At 69.1% G+C, this 15,041-nt stretch carries 14 protein-coding genes; 4 read left to right on the forward strand and 10 right to left on the reverse strand.

Going from position 1 to position 15,041, the window contains the following annotated elements; translation table 11 throughout:
- Positions 1 to 32 precede the first annotated feature (32 nt).
- Positions 33 to 1,304, reverse strand: coding sequence for an extracellular solute-binding protein (locus CHC08_RS26130; protein WP_089210014.1), 1,272 nt, complete (start codon positions 1,302 to 1,304; stop codon positions 33 to 35).
- Between the two features lie 166 nt (positions 1,305 to 1,470).
- On the opposite strand from CHC08_RS26130, the gene CHC08_RS26135 reads away from it, so the two are divergent.
- The gene (locus tag CHC08_RS26135; protein ID WP_089210015.1) at positions 1,471 to 2,196 is read left to right on the forward strand and encodes a GntR family transcriptional regulator; all 726 of its coding nucleotides are present in this window, start codon (positions 1,471 to 1,473) and stop codon (positions 2,194 to 2,196) included.
- A gap of 124 nt (positions 2,197 to 2,320) precedes the next feature.
- Here the strand turns inward: CHC08_RS26135 and CHC08_RS26140 are convergent, their stop codons facing one another.
- The 6 genes from CHC08_RS26140 to CHC08_RS26165 all read right to left on the reverse strand — a co-directional run bounded on the left by CHC08_RS26140 (position 2,321) and on the right by CHC08_RS26165 (position 8,557).
- Positions 2,321 to 3,550, reverse strand: coding sequence for a tetratricopeptide repeat protein (locus tag CHC08_RS26140; protein ID WP_143653353.1), 1,230 nt, complete (start codon positions 3,548 to 3,550; stop codon positions 2,321 to 2,323).
- Positions 3,551 to 4,076: 526 nt separating this feature from the next.
- Positions 4,077 to 5,375 (reverse strand): helix-turn-helix domain-containing protein, encoded by a 1,299-nt coding sequence (locus CHC08_RS26145; RefSeq protein WP_245878576.1) that lies wholly within the window; start codon positions 5,373 to 5,375, stop codon positions 4,077 to 4,079.
- Between the two features lie 491 nt (positions 5,376 to 5,866).
- Positions 5,867 to 6,298, reverse strand: coding sequence for an ester cyclase (locus CHC08_RS26150; RefSeq protein WP_089210018.1), 432 nt, complete (start codon positions 6,296 to 6,298; stop codon positions 5,867 to 5,869).
- A gap of 114 nt (positions 6,299 to 6,412) precedes the next feature.
- Entirely contained in the window at positions 6,413 to 7,273 is an 861-nt protein-coding gene (locus CHC08_RS26155; protein ID WP_089210019.1) for an ABC transporter permease, read from the reverse strand.
- Positions 7,233 to 8,105 (reverse strand): ABC transporter ATP-binding protein, encoded by an 873-nt coding sequence (locus tag CHC08_RS26160; protein WP_089210020.1) that lies wholly within the window; start codon positions 8,103 to 8,105, stop codon positions 7,233 to 7,235. The genes CHC08_RS26155 and CHC08_RS26160 overlap by 41 nt, the downstream gene beginning before the upstream one ends.
- Entirely contained in the window at positions 8,102 to 8,557 is a 456-nt protein-coding gene (locus tag CHC08_RS26165) for a MarR family winged helix-turn-helix transcriptional regulator (protein WP_089210021.1), read from the reverse strand. The genes CHC08_RS26160 and CHC08_RS26165 overlap by 4 nt, the downstream gene beginning before the upstream one ends.
- Positions 8,558 to 8,715: 158 nt before the next feature.
- On the opposite strand from CHC08_RS26165, the gene CHC08_RS26170 reads away from it, so the two are divergent.
- Together CHC08_RS26170 and CHC08_RS26175 are read left to right on the forward strand one after the other, a co-directional pair.
- On the forward strand, positions 8,716 to 9,195 hold the full coding sequence (locus CHC08_RS26170) for a hypothetical protein (protein ID WP_143653354.1): 480 nt from the start codon (positions 8,716 to 8,718) through the stop codon (positions 9,193 to 9,195).
- Between the two features lie 276 nt (positions 9,196 to 9,471).
- Positions 9,472 to 10,410, forward strand: coding sequence for a MerR family transcriptional regulator (locus tag CHC08_RS26175; RefSeq protein ID WP_089210023.1), 939 nt, complete (start codon positions 9,472 to 9,474; stop codon positions 10,408 to 10,410).
- A 124-nt stretch (positions 10,411 to 10,534) separates the two neighbouring features.
- Here CHC08_RS26175 and CHC08_RS26180 read toward each other — a convergent pair whose 3' ends face one another.
- The 3 genes from CHC08_RS26180 to recD2 all read right to left on the reverse strand — a co-directional run bounded on the left by CHC08_RS26180 (position 10,535) and on the right by recD2 (position 14,258).
- A complete protein-coding gene (locus tag CHC08_RS26180) occupies positions 10,535 to 11,110 on the reverse strand; it encodes a TetR/AcrR family transcriptional regulator (RefSeq protein WP_089210024.1) in 576 nt (191 codons plus the stop codon).
- Positions 11,103 to 11,939, reverse strand: a complete 837-nt coding sequence (locus CHC08_RS26185; RefSeq protein WP_089210025.1) for an alpha/beta fold hydrolase — start codon at positions 11,937 to 11,939, stop codon at positions 11,103 to 11,105. The genes CHC08_RS26180 and CHC08_RS26185 overlap by 8 nt, the downstream gene beginning before the upstream one ends.
- A 102-nt stretch (positions 11,940 to 12,041) precedes the next feature.
- The gene (gene recD2 / locus CHC08_RS26190; protein WP_089210026.1) at positions 12,042 to 14,258 is read right to left on the reverse strand and encodes an SF1B family DNA helicase RecD2; all 2,217 of its coding nucleotides are present in this window, start codon (positions 14,256 to 14,258) and stop codon (positions 12,042 to 12,044) included.
- A 194-nt stretch (positions 14,259 to 14,452) separates the two neighbouring features.
- Between recD2 and cpt the strand changes: the two genes are divergently transcribed.
- Positions 14,453 to 14,986 carry a chloramphenicol phosphotransferase CPT gene (gene cpt, locus CHC08_RS26195; RefSeq protein WP_245878577.1) on the forward strand — a complete coding sequence of 178 codons (534 nt, stop codon included), beginning with the start codon at positions 14,453 to 14,455 and terminating at the stop codon, positions 14,984 to 14,986.
- Positions 14,987 to 15,041: the final 55 nt, after the last annotated feature.

The following is a 15,041-nucleotide window of genomic DNA, read 5'->3' on the forward strand; positions in this document are numbered from 1 at the left end:
TCCTCAGGTGGTGGAGCCGGCGAGGGGGCCGGTCAGGACTTGGTGTTGAGGATGGCGGTGATGGCCTCGGAGGCCGCGCCGGCGTCGGCGGTGGCATCGTCGCCGGTGAGGAACTTGGTCATGTATTCCTTGATCAGGTTCTTGGCCTCGACCGCCGCCCAGTTGGGCGAGTTGGGGGTCGCGTGGCCGTTCGCGGCGCCCGCCGCCATGGCGGCGGTGGCCTCGTTGCCGCTCAGGACCCCGGCGAAGGAGACCTTGTTGGGCACGTAGCTCATCTCCTTGGCCATGTCGAGCTGGAACTCCTCCCCGGCCAGGGCCTTGACCACCTCGTAGGCCTCCTCCTGGTGCAGGGAGGCCTCGGGGATGACCAGGTCGGACCCGCCGGTGAAGACGGCGCCCGGCTTGTCGGCGGTCTTGCCGGGGATCGGGAAGAAGCCGAGCTTGCCCTTCAGCTCGGGGTTGGCCTTCTCGATCGCCACGGCCCCGCCGGGGGCCGAGATGAGCTGGGCGACGTCACCCTTGGCGAAGACCGTGGCCTGCAGTGGCTTGGCCTCGTCGGAGTCCTTGGGACCCTCGCCGAGGGCCTGCAGCTTCTTGTAGAACTCCGCGCCGGCCAGCGCCTGCGGCGTGTCCAGCGCGCCCTTCCACTGGTCGCCCTCCTTGACCGCCAGGTCGCCGCCCTCGTCCCAGATGAACCCGGCGAGGGTGTACCAGTTCTGGCCGGGCAGGTAGATGCCCTGGTCGCCACCCTTGTTGAGCTTGGCGGTGACGTCCAGCCACTCGTCCCTGGTCTTCGGCGGCGTGGTGACGCCGGCCTTGGCGAAGAGGTCCTTGTTGTAGATCACGACCCGGTTGGCGGCGTACCACGGGATGCCGTACTGCCTGCCGTCGATCTTGCCGGGCTCGGCCAGGCCGGGGATCCAGTCGGCGCCGCCGAGGTCGGCGACCTTGTCGGTGAGGTCCTTCACGCCGCCGCTGGCGGAGTACTCGGCGACCTGGGTGTTGCCGACCTCGATCACGTCGGGGGCGTCCTTGCTGGCCAGGGCGCTGATCACCTTCTGGCCGATGCCGTCCCACTCCTGGATCTGGATGTCGAGGGTGACGCCGGCGTGGGACTGCTGGAAGGAGGTCTTGAAGCGGTCGAGCACGGGGTCGGAGAAGCTGTCCCGCATGACCCAGACGGTCAGCTTGGTGGCACTCGCACTCGCGGTCCCGTCCGGGGCGGCCGCGGTTTCCGACGAGGAGCTGCACGCGGTGAGGCCGACGGAGAGCGCCGCCGCCGTGGCGAGTAAGCGGTACCTCATGGGTTCTCCCAGTGGTCAGTTATTGGTAACCCGATGAGAGGAGAGTGGTCTTAACCAGTTGGCATGTCAATAGGTGTGATAAACCAGTGACTTGCCGATTCACCAGGGAACCCCGCTACCCGCACTGGTAAGTTGTTGGTAAGGTCCAAATGTGCAGACAACGGGGTTGAACCTTCCAACGGGGCTCAAACGCGACCGGGTCAGAGACTTCCTGCTCGACCTCATCGCCGACAAGGAACCCGGCAGCGCCATCCCGTCCGAACGGGATCTCTGCCGGGAGCTGGGCGTCTCACGCCCGACGCTGCGCGCCGCGATAGACGGGCTGGTGCACCGGGGCATCCTCATCCGCGAGCACGGCCGGGGCACGTTCACCGGCCCTCGCAAGGTCACCCAGGTCCTCGCGGCGGGGAGCAGTTCCTTTCACGCCCCCGCGGCCGAGGGCCACTGGCTCAGCCGCATCCTGGAGTTCGACTCCGCCCCCGCCACCGCCAGGCTCGCCCATCGCCTCCAGGTCTCCCCCGCCGACCCCGTCCTGCGCGTGGTACGGCTGCGCACGGTGGACGACGAGCCCATCGCGATCGAGCGCATCCACCTGCCGCACGCCCTCGTGGCCGGCCTCGGACCCGACGACATGGAGTCGGGCAACTTCTACCAGTTCCTCCGCACCCGCTTCGGTGTCGACGTGCGCAGCGCGACCCAGAGCATCGAGCCGACCGTCACCGACGAGATCGAGGCCGAACTGCTCAACGTGCCCCAGCACGCCCCCGCCCTGCTCATCGAGCGCACCTCCCGCGACTCAGGCGGGCGGATCGTCGAGTTCACCCGCTCGATCTATCGCGGCGACCGCTACCGGATCACCTCCGAGCTCCACTTCGACACCTCGTCGGGCTGAGTGAGCCGAGTGGCCCGGCCCACACGCGGGTCATGGGCGTCGCCGTGGGGGCGGCGCCCATGACGCCCTGCAACCTCCCACAACGCCGGACGCACGTTCCCGCCGGGCGTCCCGGTGCCTGTTCCTACAGTTCCGCGCACGTCAGGGCCTGCCGCAGCGCGGCGTGTCTCTGATCCGGCTGTCCCGCGCCGTCGTAGAGGTCGGCGACGGCCATCCACGCCTCCGAGGCTCGCCGCAGCGCCTTCATCCTCTCCAGCTCCCGCGCGGCCCCGGTCTGCGCGACCACCGCCTCCTCCACGCGCCCGAGCGCCTGATAGACCTGGGCCAGCAACTGGTGCGCCTCCACCGCCACCGGCCCCACCACGCCCGCCAGCCGCTCCACCGTCTTCAACCCGCGATCGAGGGCCTGCTCGGGCCTGCCCCGTAGAAGATCGACGCGAGCCAGCGACAGCAAGCACGAGGCGATGTCGCCCGGGTGGGCCGAGGCCGCCACCAACTCCGCATGCGCCGTGGTGAGCATCCGATCGACCTTCTCGATGTCGATGTCTTCCACGGCATACAGCAGGGCGTGTACGGCCATGCACATCCGGAGCCGGCCCACCGCCAGCGGATCGTCCAGGGTGGCCTGGAGGCGTAGGGCCCGGTTACTCAGATGATCGGCTTCCAGAAAGTCGCCGAGGATGTGGGCCACCATCGCACTGTTCCAGGACGCCGCCACGATGGCCCGAGACGATCCGAGAAGATCGGCCTCCTCCAGAAGCTGGGTGGCGAACTGCGTCATCCGCTCGCGGTCGCCGCGCTCGATGTAGGCCGCCAGCAACGTCGAGGCCAGCTCCACCAGCCGGTCGGTCCACCCCAGCGGCTCCTCACGATCCAGAGCCTCTTCGCCGACCTGTATGGCGGCCTGCAGCTCACCCACCTCGCGATGGCACCGGCACAGTGCCAGGGCGATCGAGATGCGCTGCTCGCGAAACTCCGCCTCCACATCGGCCAGCACGGCCGCTATTTCGGCGCGCATCGAGCACGCCTCCTCCAGCAGCATCCTCAGCTGCTCGATCGCCGCCGGCCGATTGCCGGTGGCCTCCAGTGCGAGAGCCGATCCGTACCCGACACGCCGGCGCAGGTCGGGCAGGAGGCCGAGCGCGGACTCGGTGCCCAGCCGCGCGAACTCCTGTCCGGCCCTCTCCACCTCTCCCGCACGCAGAGCCGTTTCCGCGTGTTTCATCCGTGCGTACAGGCCGGCCACCTGCTGGTCGGTGATTCCGTGCCCCGCGAAAGCGGGGGGACAGTTCAGCCGCTCCGCCAGGATTCGTAGCTCTGCGACATCGGGGTCGCGCGCGTCGCGCTCGATCATGCTCACCTCCTCCTCGGGCGGTCCCGGTTCCGAAACCTGCGGCACGGTCATATCGTGTTGCTGACGCAGCGCCTGCGACCGCTCACTCACGCTTTTGCCGATCACGTTGTGCTCCCTGGACGCCACCGGATGGAGAAGACCTACGCGGATCACTTCATCAGCGCATCCTAAACACCACTAAGCCATAACCACACAAATGCCACAATCGGCAGTTGTGTCACGTAGCGACACGCGAGACAATCCTCATGAAGATCCACAAGACGCGATGGAGATATTTGTGAGAGACGGACGGCGTCTACTAGCCGGAATCACAGCCACGGCCGCCTTCACTTTCGGGCTTCCTGTCACGGCATCGGCGGCCTCTCCGTCGGCTTCGAACCCGTCGACAACAGTCTCGCCGCAACACGGTGGCGGCGCGTGCTGTTACAACGTAGAAGCTGCACTGCCCCGGATGCCGCATCCGACGCCTCACCCGCAACCGTGAACTCCCGGGGTCTCCCTACGACCCCGGGGTTCCACGTGCGCTCTACACCCCCACGCAGGCCAGCGCCCGCCGGTAGGCGTCCACGCTGCGGGCGGGCTCCTCGATCCGTTCCAGGGCCTGCGCGACGGCCAGCCACATTCGCGCGGTCCGCGGTGTGGCGGGCGCCCTCGCCAGCCACTCGGCCACCGCCGTCAGCTCACGCATCGCGTCCCGGGGCCGTTCCAGCTCGACCAGTGCCCGGCCCGCCGACAGGCGGGCCTCGACGGCCGCTTCCTCGGGAAGACCTTCGGCGATCCGCAGGAGAGCCGTGACGTGCTCCGCAGCTCTCTCGGTACGACCTCGCAGCAACTCGGCGTTGACCAAGTTCGTCACGCATCGCATCGCGTCGATCGAGGCCGCCGGATCGTCGGCGAGCTCGGCCTCCATCTGCTTCACCAGCGTGCGCACCGACGCGGTGTCCACGGAGGAGGCGCTCAACACGATACGGGCGCGATCGCTCCGAAGCCGGCGCAGGCGGCCCGGGTCACCGGCATCGCCGTAAACGACAATGGCTCGTTCCACATGCCTGATCGCCTCGGTGCCGCGGCCGTTCTCCACCGCCAGGAGCGCGGCCACCCGGTGCACGGAGGCGAGCAGCGAGGCGTCGCCGACGAGTTCGGCGCCCACGAGCAACTCGCCGCAGAACTGGCTGCCCCGCAGCAGATCACCCCGTTCGATGTAGGCGGCGAGCAGTTTGACGCCCAGGCGCACCAGCCCGTCGCTCCACGCGGGGCGGACGGAGCCGTCCACCATCTCCTCGGCGACCAGCACGGCCCGCGTCAGGTCCCCGCTGTGGCGATAGCACCGCGACAGCGCACAGGCGACGCTCACCGACTCCTGGGCGGACATGACCCTGGCGTCGCGTTCCCGAATCCGGGTCAGCAGTTCGATCGCCTCACTCCACTGACGGCACGACTGCATCGCGTCCGCCAGCCCGAGCTCGGCCTCACGCCGCAGCGCGGGAAGCTCGACCAGGACATCGTCGGCCACCAAGGCGGCGTACTCGGCGCGAGCTCTGTCCGTCTCACCGCTGTCCAGCGCCGTTCGCGCGCTCTGCAGGCTGAGCTCGATCTGCTCCCTCTGCTCGGCGTTCACCCCGCTGACCAGATAGGACAGGGAACAATCGAGCTTTTCGGCCAGCAACTCCAGGACCGAGGGCGTCGGGACTCGTTTACCGCTCTCGATGAGGGACACATAACTGTCCGACAATTCAGGATGAGCGAGTTGCGCCTGTGAAAGGCCGCGTTGACGGCGAACCGTTTTGATTCGTCCCCCAGGCCCAGTCAAAACCTTGCTGGCCACGTCACCCCTTGGAAGCCTTGGATCAGGCGATCCAGCCCCGGCAGCGGCCCTGCGACTCGGGACGGTGCCCTGCACCCCGCCGTCCCCGCCATCCCCGCCACGGCTGCATTCGCCATCAAATGTCATGCTATGACCCTTACAAGTTACATTACTGATCATCACGGAGAGGGCGCATTGTCATGTCGGGTCGGCGTCAGTACGTTTCGCCCAATCAAAACCCGTTCGCATTTCCCTTCCGCATCGCCTCGAACGGCCGCTGATGCGGTAATGCGGATGCCGACGCGCCGCCCCCCGGGGCTCCGTGCCCGCCTCCCCCGCGCCGTAGCGGTCGTCAGTGCGGCAGCGCGCCGCCGGTTGCGCTCGGGCGGCTCATCGAGGAGCGCTCGAACCGGGGCGCGCAGGTTATCGGTGATGGAAGAACCGCCATTGGCGGCTGCTTGACCGAGGCGCCCGGGGAGGCGCCGGCGGGAGATCTGCTTCCGGAACGGACCCTAGTCGAACGACTCCGAGGTGGAAGGGAGCCGGAGCCCGATCTGGCTGTAGACCTCCAACTGGTCGTAGTAGACACGCTGGCTGACGATGAGGTCGTCCGCCAGCGTGAACACCCAGCACGTACGGATGTTGACGGCCCGCCCCGTCGCCTGGAGCACCTCGCCCCCCGCAAGGAGGAACGGCCCCCCGTGGGTGCCCGAGGCCAACGCCTCGATCATTACGAGGTCACCGCACACGACCTTCTCCCAGACCGTCATGCGCAAGGCAGGAAAACCCTCGAAAAGATGCATATGGCAGGCCGCGATCTCCTCCAGGCCCTCCGCCTGAAGCTCCGGTCCCACAACAACCGCCTGAGGGCTGTAACACCGCATCGTCGCGGCCAGATCGCGAGCGTCCAGCGCACTTACCAGACGGTCCACGACGTGTGACATCGCGGGAACCCCCTTTCTCGCGTGCGTACGTCACGCTACTAGGGCCTTGGCAAGGTGGGGCATAACAGAAGGTAACCGTAAGAATGGATAAAGAGTCGGTGATTTAGACCTCCGTCAACGCGCCAGGCGCCCCAGCAGACAGGACGCCGCCGTGATGCCGATCGCCGCGGCGGCGATCAGGACCACAAAATCCAGCGGCAGGTGGGAGGGAGTGCCCAGCAACAGGCCGCGCAAGGCGTCGACCTGGTAGCTGAGGGGGTTGATCGTGCTGACGGCCCGGAGCCAGTCGGGCATGATCGCGACCGGGTAGAGCGCGTTGGAGGCGAAGAAGAGCGGCATCGTGATGGCCTGGCCGACGCCCATCAGGCGGTCGCGGGTCAGAACGATCCCGGCGATCGTCATCGACAGGCAGGAGAAGAACGCCGAGCCGAGGATCACGACCGCGGCCACGCCGATCAGGCGCAACGGGTTCCAGGTCAGGGACACGCCCAGCGCCGCGGCGATGACGACCACGACGACCGCCTGGATGAGCGCCTTGACCCCCGCCGCGAAGGCCTTGCCCGTGACCAGCGCGGCCCGGGGGGTCGGCGTGACCAGAAGCTTGGTGAGAACGCCCGCGTCGCGCTCCCAGATGATCATGATGCCGTAGAAGATGGCGATGAACATCGCCGACTGGGCGATGATCCCGGGAGCCAGGTAGTCCAGGTACGGAATGCCCCCTGTCGGGATCGCCCTGATCCGGGTGAACGTCTCACCGAAGATCAGCAGCCACAGGGCAGGCTGGACCGCGCGGGTGTAGAGCTCGGTACGGTCGTGACGCAGCTTCTGCAGCTCCACGACGCACATCGCGGCGACCCTGGCCGGCAGCACGCGCCATCCCGAGCGGGCGCGTGGCGGGACCAGCAGCAGATCAAGCCCCAGGGCGCCGGGGCCGTCAACCGACACGGGACGCGGTTCTGCGGGTTCGGCGGACATCACGGAACTCCCCTCCTTCTTCGTCAAGACCGCTGCCCGCGACGTCCCTGAAGACGTCCTCCAGCGTCGGCGTCGAACCGTCGTCGCGGCGGGCGCGCAGATCGGCCACCAGCTGATCGGGGGTGCCGAGCGCTCGTATTCGCCCCTGGTGCATCAGCGCGACCCGGTCGCAATACTGCTCGGCCTCGTCCATGTAGTGGGTGGTGACCAGGACCGTCATCCCCGTGGCGGCCCGCACCGCCATGATGTGCTCCCACACGCTGGTACGGGCGATGGGGTCGAGCCCGATCGTCGGCTCGTCGAGCATCAGCAGGCGTGGCGCGCTGATCAGCGCCTGGGCGAGTTCGAGGCGGCGCACCATGCCGCCGGAGTACGTTCCCGCCATCCGGTCGGCGGCGTCGGCGAGCCCGACCGCCTCCAGCGCCTCGGTGACGCGGGCGGCGCGCTCACGGCGGGAGACGTCGAAAAGGCGCGCGAACAGGGCGACGTTCTCCCGCCCGGTGAGGCTCGCGTCCGCGGAGAGCTGCTGGGGGACGTAGCCGAGCAGGCGGCGCACCGCCATCCGTTCTCTGGCCGCGTCATGGCCGAAGACCCGCACCATGCCGGACGGGACCGGCAGCAGCGTGGTCACGCAGCGGATGACGGTGCTCTTGCCCGCGCCATTGGGACCGAGCAGGCCGAATATCTCGCCGGAGGCGACCGACAGGTCGAGACCGTCCACGGCTTTCACCTGGCCAAAGGAGTAGCTCAGGTCGCTGCAGGTGACGGCGTCCCGGGCAGCCTCACCCGCCGTCGTTCCGGGGTCGGCGACCGTCTGCGCGTCGTCGCTCATAGTTTCTCCACTTCCTCCTGCAGGCCTTCCGCAAGTCTGTAAAGCGCCGGTAACGCGGCGGCCAGCGCCGCCCGGTCGTCCTCTCCGAGCCGCTCCAACTGGTCGCGAACCAGCGCGACCCGCCGCTCCTGCCAGGCCCGCAGCTGCGATTCGGCCTCGGGGGTGGGCAGCAGCAGCGCGGACCGGCGGTCCTCCGGGTCGGTCTCGCGGCGTAGCAGACCGGCCGCCCTGAGCTGGTTGACCAGTGTGGACACCGAGTTCCCCGCCAGGTAGAGCTCCTTGGCCGCCGCCGACACGCCGATCCCGGGGTTGGCCGCGACCAGCCGCAGCAGCTCGACCTGGGCGCCGCGCAGCGGCGGCCTGCCCAGACCGTGGCGCAGCCTGCGCCGGATGAGCCGCTGGATGCCGAACAGAACGCCGGAGAGGGCGTCGGGGAGGTCTGCTGTACCCATGTAGGAATGTTAGCTCTGCTTACGACATAATGCGAAATAATCAGTCATTTCGCGACAAAAGCATGAAGCGACAGACCGCCCCGCCTGTTCACACGGTTGTGTCGTAGCGGTCTCACAGACCGCCGTCCAGGCGCGCCGGAATGTGCCACGATCGCAGGGTGATGACAGCGATGCGGGTTCTGATGGTCGTGGCCGGTTTGGTGCTGGCGCTGGACGGACCGCGGACGTCGAAGGGCGGCGGGGTGCTGGACGGATTCGTGATCGGGCACGTTCCCCGCGAGGTGGGCCCGAGCACGTCGGATTTCGAATCCGAGCCGGAGGACGGGGTCCGATTCACCTCAAGGGTGTTGGAAAGAGAGACAGCCGACGGGGGACATTCCGTTGACCTGATGGTCATCGTCGTGCGCGCCGACAGCTTGGCCACACTCGACGACCTACGCGACTTCATGTCGGCGTATCACGAGCGCGATCCGGCCTCGTGGACGAAGGTCCAGGTCGGCGCCCGTCCCGGCCTCAAGGATGCCGGCAGGGTGTTCTGGCTGGTGGAGCCGGGCGTCGCGGTCTCCGTCATGATCGACATCGCCCGGTTCGGAGCCGGCGAACTCATGGCGGTGGCCGAGGGCATCCGCAAGCGGTGACGGTCGGCCGGAAGACCGGGCCGTCGGTCCAGGTCGCCGGCTCGGCCCAGGCGGGGAGCGGGTCGCCGGGCGATCCCCGGGAGACGGCCCACGCGGGCCATACGGAATGCCGTGTCATCCGTCAACGGCTGAACGACTCCGTTCTCCGCCGGGGAATCACGGTCGAGGGGCTTCCAGGGCTTCCAGGGCATCCAGGGCTTGCGGATGAGGAGTGGTTCGCCGTCGGCAGGCAGGCGGGCTTGAGTCTCCGGTAAGGGGAGACGCGAAGGTGGGGGCATGGACGGCGGAACGCTCTACACGATCGGTGACCTGGCCCGGCGGACCGGGCTGACGGTCAAGGCCATTCGGTTCTACTCCGACCGCGGGATCGTGCCGCCGACCGACCGCAACCCGGCCGGCTACCGCCTCTACGACATCGACGCCGTCGCACGCCTGGATCTCGTACGGACGCTGCGCGACCTGGGACTGGACCTCCCCACGATCCGGAAGGTCGTGGAACGGGAGATCTCGCTTCCCGAGGTCGCCGCGGCGCACGCCGAAGCACTGAGGGTGCAGATCCGGACGCTGCGCCTGCGGCATGCGGTGCTGACGGCGGTGGCCAGGCGCGGGTCCACCCTCAAGGAGATGGATCTCATGCACAAGCTCGCCAAGCTCTCCGAGGACGAACGCCGACGTCTGATCGGCGATTTCCTCGACACCGCCTTCGGCGGCCTGGACGCCGGCATCGAATTCACCGGGATCATTCGCTCGATGACCCCCGAACTTCCCGACAACCCCGAAGCCGAGCAGGTCGAGGCGTGGGTGGAGTTGGCCGAACTGTCCCAGGACCCGGATTTTCGCGCCGGCATGCGGCGCATGGCCGAGCAGCATGCGGCCGATCGCGCCCGGGGCGACACCCTGCTCCTGCGCCGCGACGCCGCCGCGATGGTCCGCGACCAGGCCGGTCCAGCCCTGGCAGCCGGCATCGACCCGGCCTCGTCCCAGGCCGATCCGGTCGTCGCGGCGGTCACGGCGCAGTACGCGCACGCCTTCGGCCTCCCCGACGACGCCGACCTTCGGCGCCGGCTGCTGACCCGGCTGGAGACCGCGAACGACCCTCGCAGGGAGCTGTATCTTGAGCTGCTCGCAGTGATCAACGGCTGGCTCGCCCCGGAGAGCCTGGCGCCGGTGTTCGACTGGTTCATTCAGGCCCTGCGTGCCCGGATGCCGGATTGACACCGGGCCCCCGCTCCGGTCCGAAGGCCGGAGCAGCGGCCCACATCCAGGTAGCAGTCCGCCGGGAAGGCGTGCCCGGCGGGACTTTCACACGGTCACCGCCCGTCGGCATGATCCCGAATGGTCACCGCCCGTCGGCATGGTCCTGCGCGGGCTTCGGCAGACCTGAAATGATCATTTGCGTCAGCAGCTCGTAGCTGTCGTCCAGGTCGACGGGGAGCCCGAAGCCACCCTCGGTCTCCAGAACGGCGAAACCGTGGACGGCCGCGCGCAGGCACCTGGTCGCGTGGATGGCGTCCGCTCCCTCCAGTCCGTACGCGTGAAGCACCGCGAGCACGATGTCGATCAGCCGTCCGCCCGCCTCGGCCAGCTCGGGTCGCGAGGCCTGGATCATCGCGGCGTACCGGCCGGGGTGGGCGACGACATAACCGCGCCAGGCGTTCATGAAGGCGCGCAGCGCCTGTGCTCCGGAGTGACCGAGCACGACCTCGCGCAACCGGTCCGCCAGCTCGTCCATGACCCGTACGGACACCCGGGTGTTGAGCTCCGCGAGATTGCGCACGTGCTTGTAGAGGGACGGCGTGGCGACGCCGGCGCGGCCGGCCACCGCCGACAGGGTGACCGCCGTCGGACCTTCCTCGTCGATGATCTGCAGCGCGAGATCAACGATCGCGTCCGGTGACAGGCCGGCTCTAGCCACGGGTGTGATCCTTCAGGAACGGCAGCATGACCTCGGCGACCTCCGCGGGAAACTGCGCGTGCGCGTAGTGGCCGGCACCGTCGATCATCGCGACGGTGCCGCGCCCGGACGGCATGCCCGCGACGACGCCGTCCGCCTCGGCCCTGGGGTCGGCCCAGTCGGGGTCGAGCGTGCCCATGAGAACCAGCGCGGGAACGGGGAGCTTCGAGAGCTGGGCGTCCGCGTCGGTCGGGGCGGACATACCCATTTTGCTGACCACGGCCATCCGGCCCGGCCGGCGCAGCGCCTCCTCCAGCGCGGTCATGTACTCGTCGTAGTCGGCGGGCTTCGCGCCGGGGTAGGCGTGGTCGAGGTAACGCCTCCACAGCCCCACGCTGCGCAGCGCCCCGGTGCCCAGCAGCAGCATGAGGCCCTTGCGGTGCCGGCCGTTGCGCAGCAGGCCGCCCAGGTCGAGCTTCTGGGTCCGGGTGAACGGGCCGATCTCGACGACGGCGCTGACCAGATCCGGGCCCAGCACCGCCGCGGCGGTGGCCGCACCGCCGGAGAAGGAGTGACCGACGACGACCGCCGACCCGCCCAATCGGCGGATCAGGGCCAGCAGGTCGTTCGCGGTGTCGGTGCGGGTGTAGGAGGACCAGCCGGTGGTCGACTCCCCGTGGCCGCGCAGGTCCGCCGTGGCAACGCGGTATCCGGCCGCCACAAGGCGTGGCGCGAGGAAACGGTATGCCTGGCGGCCGTCACCCATGCCGTGGGACAGCACGACCAGCGGGCCTTCACCGGTCACATCGTAGGCGAGCCGCCCGCCGTCGATCTCCAGGTACTGCGTCACGACGCCCTCCAGTGGCTAATGCTTATAGCCTTAAAGCTAATGACAGTAGCCGTGGACGTCAAGCCCTCTGTCAGGCTCGGCTCCGACCCCCGGTCGGCCGCCTTACCCGCCGACGGGCTCCGACCCCAGGCCGGCGGTTTTACGCGCCGTGGCCGGCGCGCCTCCCAGGCTGAGGGCGAGCCGGAGGGCCAGGCCGGTGTTCCTGCGGTAGCCGAGCTGGTGCACGGCCTGCTCCAGCGCCTCACGCTGGCCGACGAGGACCACCCACGACTTCGCCCTGGTGACCAGCGTGTACAGCAGCCTGCGGCGCAGCATCACTCCCCCGGCCTCGGCCACGATCGGCGCCACCACAAACGGGTATTCGCTGCCCTGGGAGCGGTGCACGCTGATCGCGTAGGCGTGGGTCAGCTCGTCCAGCTCGCCGAAGGCGTATTCCACGCTCACCCCGTCATCGGTGCGGATCTCCATCAGCCGCTCCTGCGGGCTCAACGCCGTGACCGTGGCGGTCTGTCCGTTGAACACGCCCTTGTCGTAGTTGTTGCGGATCGGCATGACGCGGTCACCCACTCTGAAGACCGACGGGCCCGACCAGTGTTCGGCCGCGCCCTCGCGTGCGGGGTTCAGCCGCTCCTGCAGCCTGCGGCCGAGCTCCGCCGTGCCCGTCGCGCCCTTGCGCATCGGGCTCAGCACCTGGACCTGGTCCCTGCCGATGTTCTGCTTGCGGGGAATCGCCTCCGTCGCCAGGTGGACCACCCGCTCGGCCACCTGGTCCGGATCGTCGAGCTCCTCGAACCAGAAACCGCCCCTGCCGGGCAGTGCGGGAAGCTCACCCGTCCGGATCCGGTGGGCGGCCTGGACGATCCCGCTGTCCTGCGCCTGCCGGAAGATATGGGTCAGCCGGATGCGCGGGACCTCCTCCACCCGCAGCAGGTCGGCCAGCACGCTGCCGGGCCCGATGCTGGGGAGCTGGTCGCTGTCGCCGACCAGCAGCAGATGACTGCCCGCCGGGATCGCGGCCGTCAGCCGGGTGGCCAGCTGCAGGTCCAGCATCGACGCCTCGTCCACCACGATCAGGTCCGCCTGCGCGGGAGACTGCTGGAACAGCGTGCCCTCCTCCCGCTCGGGCTGCTGGGCGAGCATCCGGTGCACGGTCATCGCGGGCAGACCGGTGAGCTCCGACAGGCGCTTGGCCGCCTTGCCCGTCGGCGCGGTCAGGGTCACCGTGCCGCCCATCGCCCGCACGGTCGCCGCGATCACCTTCACCGTGTGACTCTTGCCGCAGCCGGGGCCGCCGGTCAGGACGCACACCGTGCTGGTCAGCGCCAGGTTCACGGCCACCCGCTGGTCCTCGTGCAGCCCCTCGTCCTCGGCGAACGCGCGCATCGGCAGCGTCGAGCGAGCCCGCCAGAGCCTGTCCAGGTGCGCCGTCAGCGTGACCTCGCGGCCGTGCTGCTCCTTGGAGTACGCCACCTGGCCGGGCCCCGCCGACGACGCCTCGACGACGATCCTGCGCTCGGCGACCAGCCCGTCGACCGCCGAACGGATCAGCTCCTCCTCCTGCTCCACCAGGGTCGCCGTCGCGACGAGGAGGGCGGGCAGCGGCAGGAAGCAGTGCCCGTCACGGGCGGCGGCCGTCTCCAGCCTGTCCACGATCGCCGCCTTGATCCGTTGCGGGCTGTTCTCCGGCACCCCCGATCGCAGCGCGATCCGGTCGGCGGTGTGGAAGGCGATCCCCCTGACCTGGCCGATCAGCCGGTACGGGTCGCCGGTGAGAACGTCGCGCGAGTCGTTGCCGTACACCTGGTAGATCTTGGCCGCGAGCAGCGGGCTGATCCCGAAGCCCTGCAGGACGACCATCAGCGCGGCGATCTCCTTCTGCTCCGCCCACGCCTGGACGATCTGCTCCTGCCGCACGGCGCCGATGTTGATGACTTCCCGCAGGCGTTCGGGCTCGGCGTCGATGACCGTGAGCGTCCGCTCGCCGAAGTGGCTGACGATGGCGTAGGCGAGCCGCGGGCCGATCCCGCGGATCAGGCCCGAGCCGAGATAGAGCGTGATGGCGCGCACGGTGGAGGGGACCACCCGCTCGCACCGCTCGACCACCAGGCGACTGCCGTGGCGCGGGTGCTCGTCCCACTCCCCGGCCAGCCGCAGCGTCTCCCCGGGCTGCACCCCGGCCAGCGCGCGGCCCGAGGCGACAAAGGCGGCCAGGCCGTCGGCGCTCATCCGCGCGACCGTGTATTCGTCCTCGCGGACGTACACCAGTTGCTCGACGGAGGCTTCCACCTCCGTCGGGTACGGCTTCGCGGGCGCGGTCACCGTACGCTCTCCGGGATCATGTGCAGCACCTCATCGCAGGACACTAGCGGGCGGCTGCGACAGTTCGGGACACGCCCACGGCGTTGACCTGCCCGGTACGGTCCTCCAAGGCCGTGGGGGCACGGCTGGATTCCATGCGGAGGTCCCCCGAAAACCATTGCGACCCGGCTCGTGCATGCCTCTACAGTGGCGCGGTGGCGACTGACGTGATTGTTCTCAACGGTGGTTCCAGCGCGGGAAAGTCAGGCATCGCGCGCTGCCTGCAGACGATTCTGCCCGACCCGTGGCTGACCTTCGGGGCCGACACGTTTGTGGAGGCGCTGCCCGCCCCGATGCGGGACTCGGATGCGGGGATCGCGTTCGGCCCGGACGGGCAGGTGACGGTCGGACCCGTGTTCCGGACACTGGACGAGGCCTGGAGCCGGGGCATCGCGGCGATGGTCCACGCGGGTGCCCGCGTCATCGTGGACGAGGTCTTCCTTGGTGGAGCGGCCTCGCAGGACCGATGGCGGACCGCCCTCGACGGGCTCCGGGTGCTGTGGGTCGGGGTGCGATGCGACAGCGCCGTCGCCGCGGGACGAGAGGCCGCCCGGGGCGACCGCGTCACCGGAATGGCGCGGTCGCAGGCCCAGATCGTCCACCATGGCGTGACCTACGACCTCGAGGTGGACACGACGCACACCGAGGCCATGGAGTGCGCCCGCATGATCGCTGAGCACCTCGGGTAATCCGCGGGAGACTCTGATCCGCCGGAGAAAGGGCGGAGTCGCAGCGGGTTCGCCC

The sequence above is a fragment of the Streptosporangium subroseum genome (assembly GCF_900188345.1).
GTDB lineage: Bacteria > Actinomycetota > Actinomycetes > Streptosporangiales > Streptosporangiaceae > Streptosporangium > Streptosporangium subroseum.

Excerpts from the sequence above, each read along its gene's own strand:
- CHC08_RS26130 (WP_089210014.1), bottom strand. The coding sequence starts at position 1,304 with ATGAGGTACCGCTTACTCGCCACGGCGGCGGCGCTCTCCGTCGGCCTC.
- CHC08_RS26140 (WP_143653353.1), bottom strand. The coding sequence starts at position 3,550 with ATGATCGAGCGCGACGCGCGCGACCCCGATGTCGCAGAGCTACGAATC.
- CHC08_RS26150 (WP_089210018.1), bottom strand. The coding sequence starts at position 6,298 with ATGTCACACGTCGTGGACCGTCTGGTAAGTGCGCTGGACGCTCGCGAT.
- CHC08_RS26155 (WP_089210019.1), bottom strand. The coding sequence starts at position 7,273 with ATGTCCGCCGAACCCGCAGAACCGCGTCCCGTGTCGGTTGACGGCCCC.
- CHC08_RS26160 (WP_089210020.1), bottom strand. The coding sequence starts at position 8,105 with ATGAGCGACGACGCGCAGACGGTCGCCGACCCCGGAACGACGGCGGGT.
- CHC08_RS26165 (WP_089210021.1), bottom strand. The coding sequence starts at position 8,557 with ATGGGTACAGCAGACCTCCCCGACGCCCTCTCCGGCGTTCTGTTCGGC.
- CHC08_RS26175 (WP_089210023.1), top strand. The coding sequence starts at position 9,472 with ATGGACGGCGGAACGCTCTACACGATCGGTGACCTGGCCCGGCGGACC.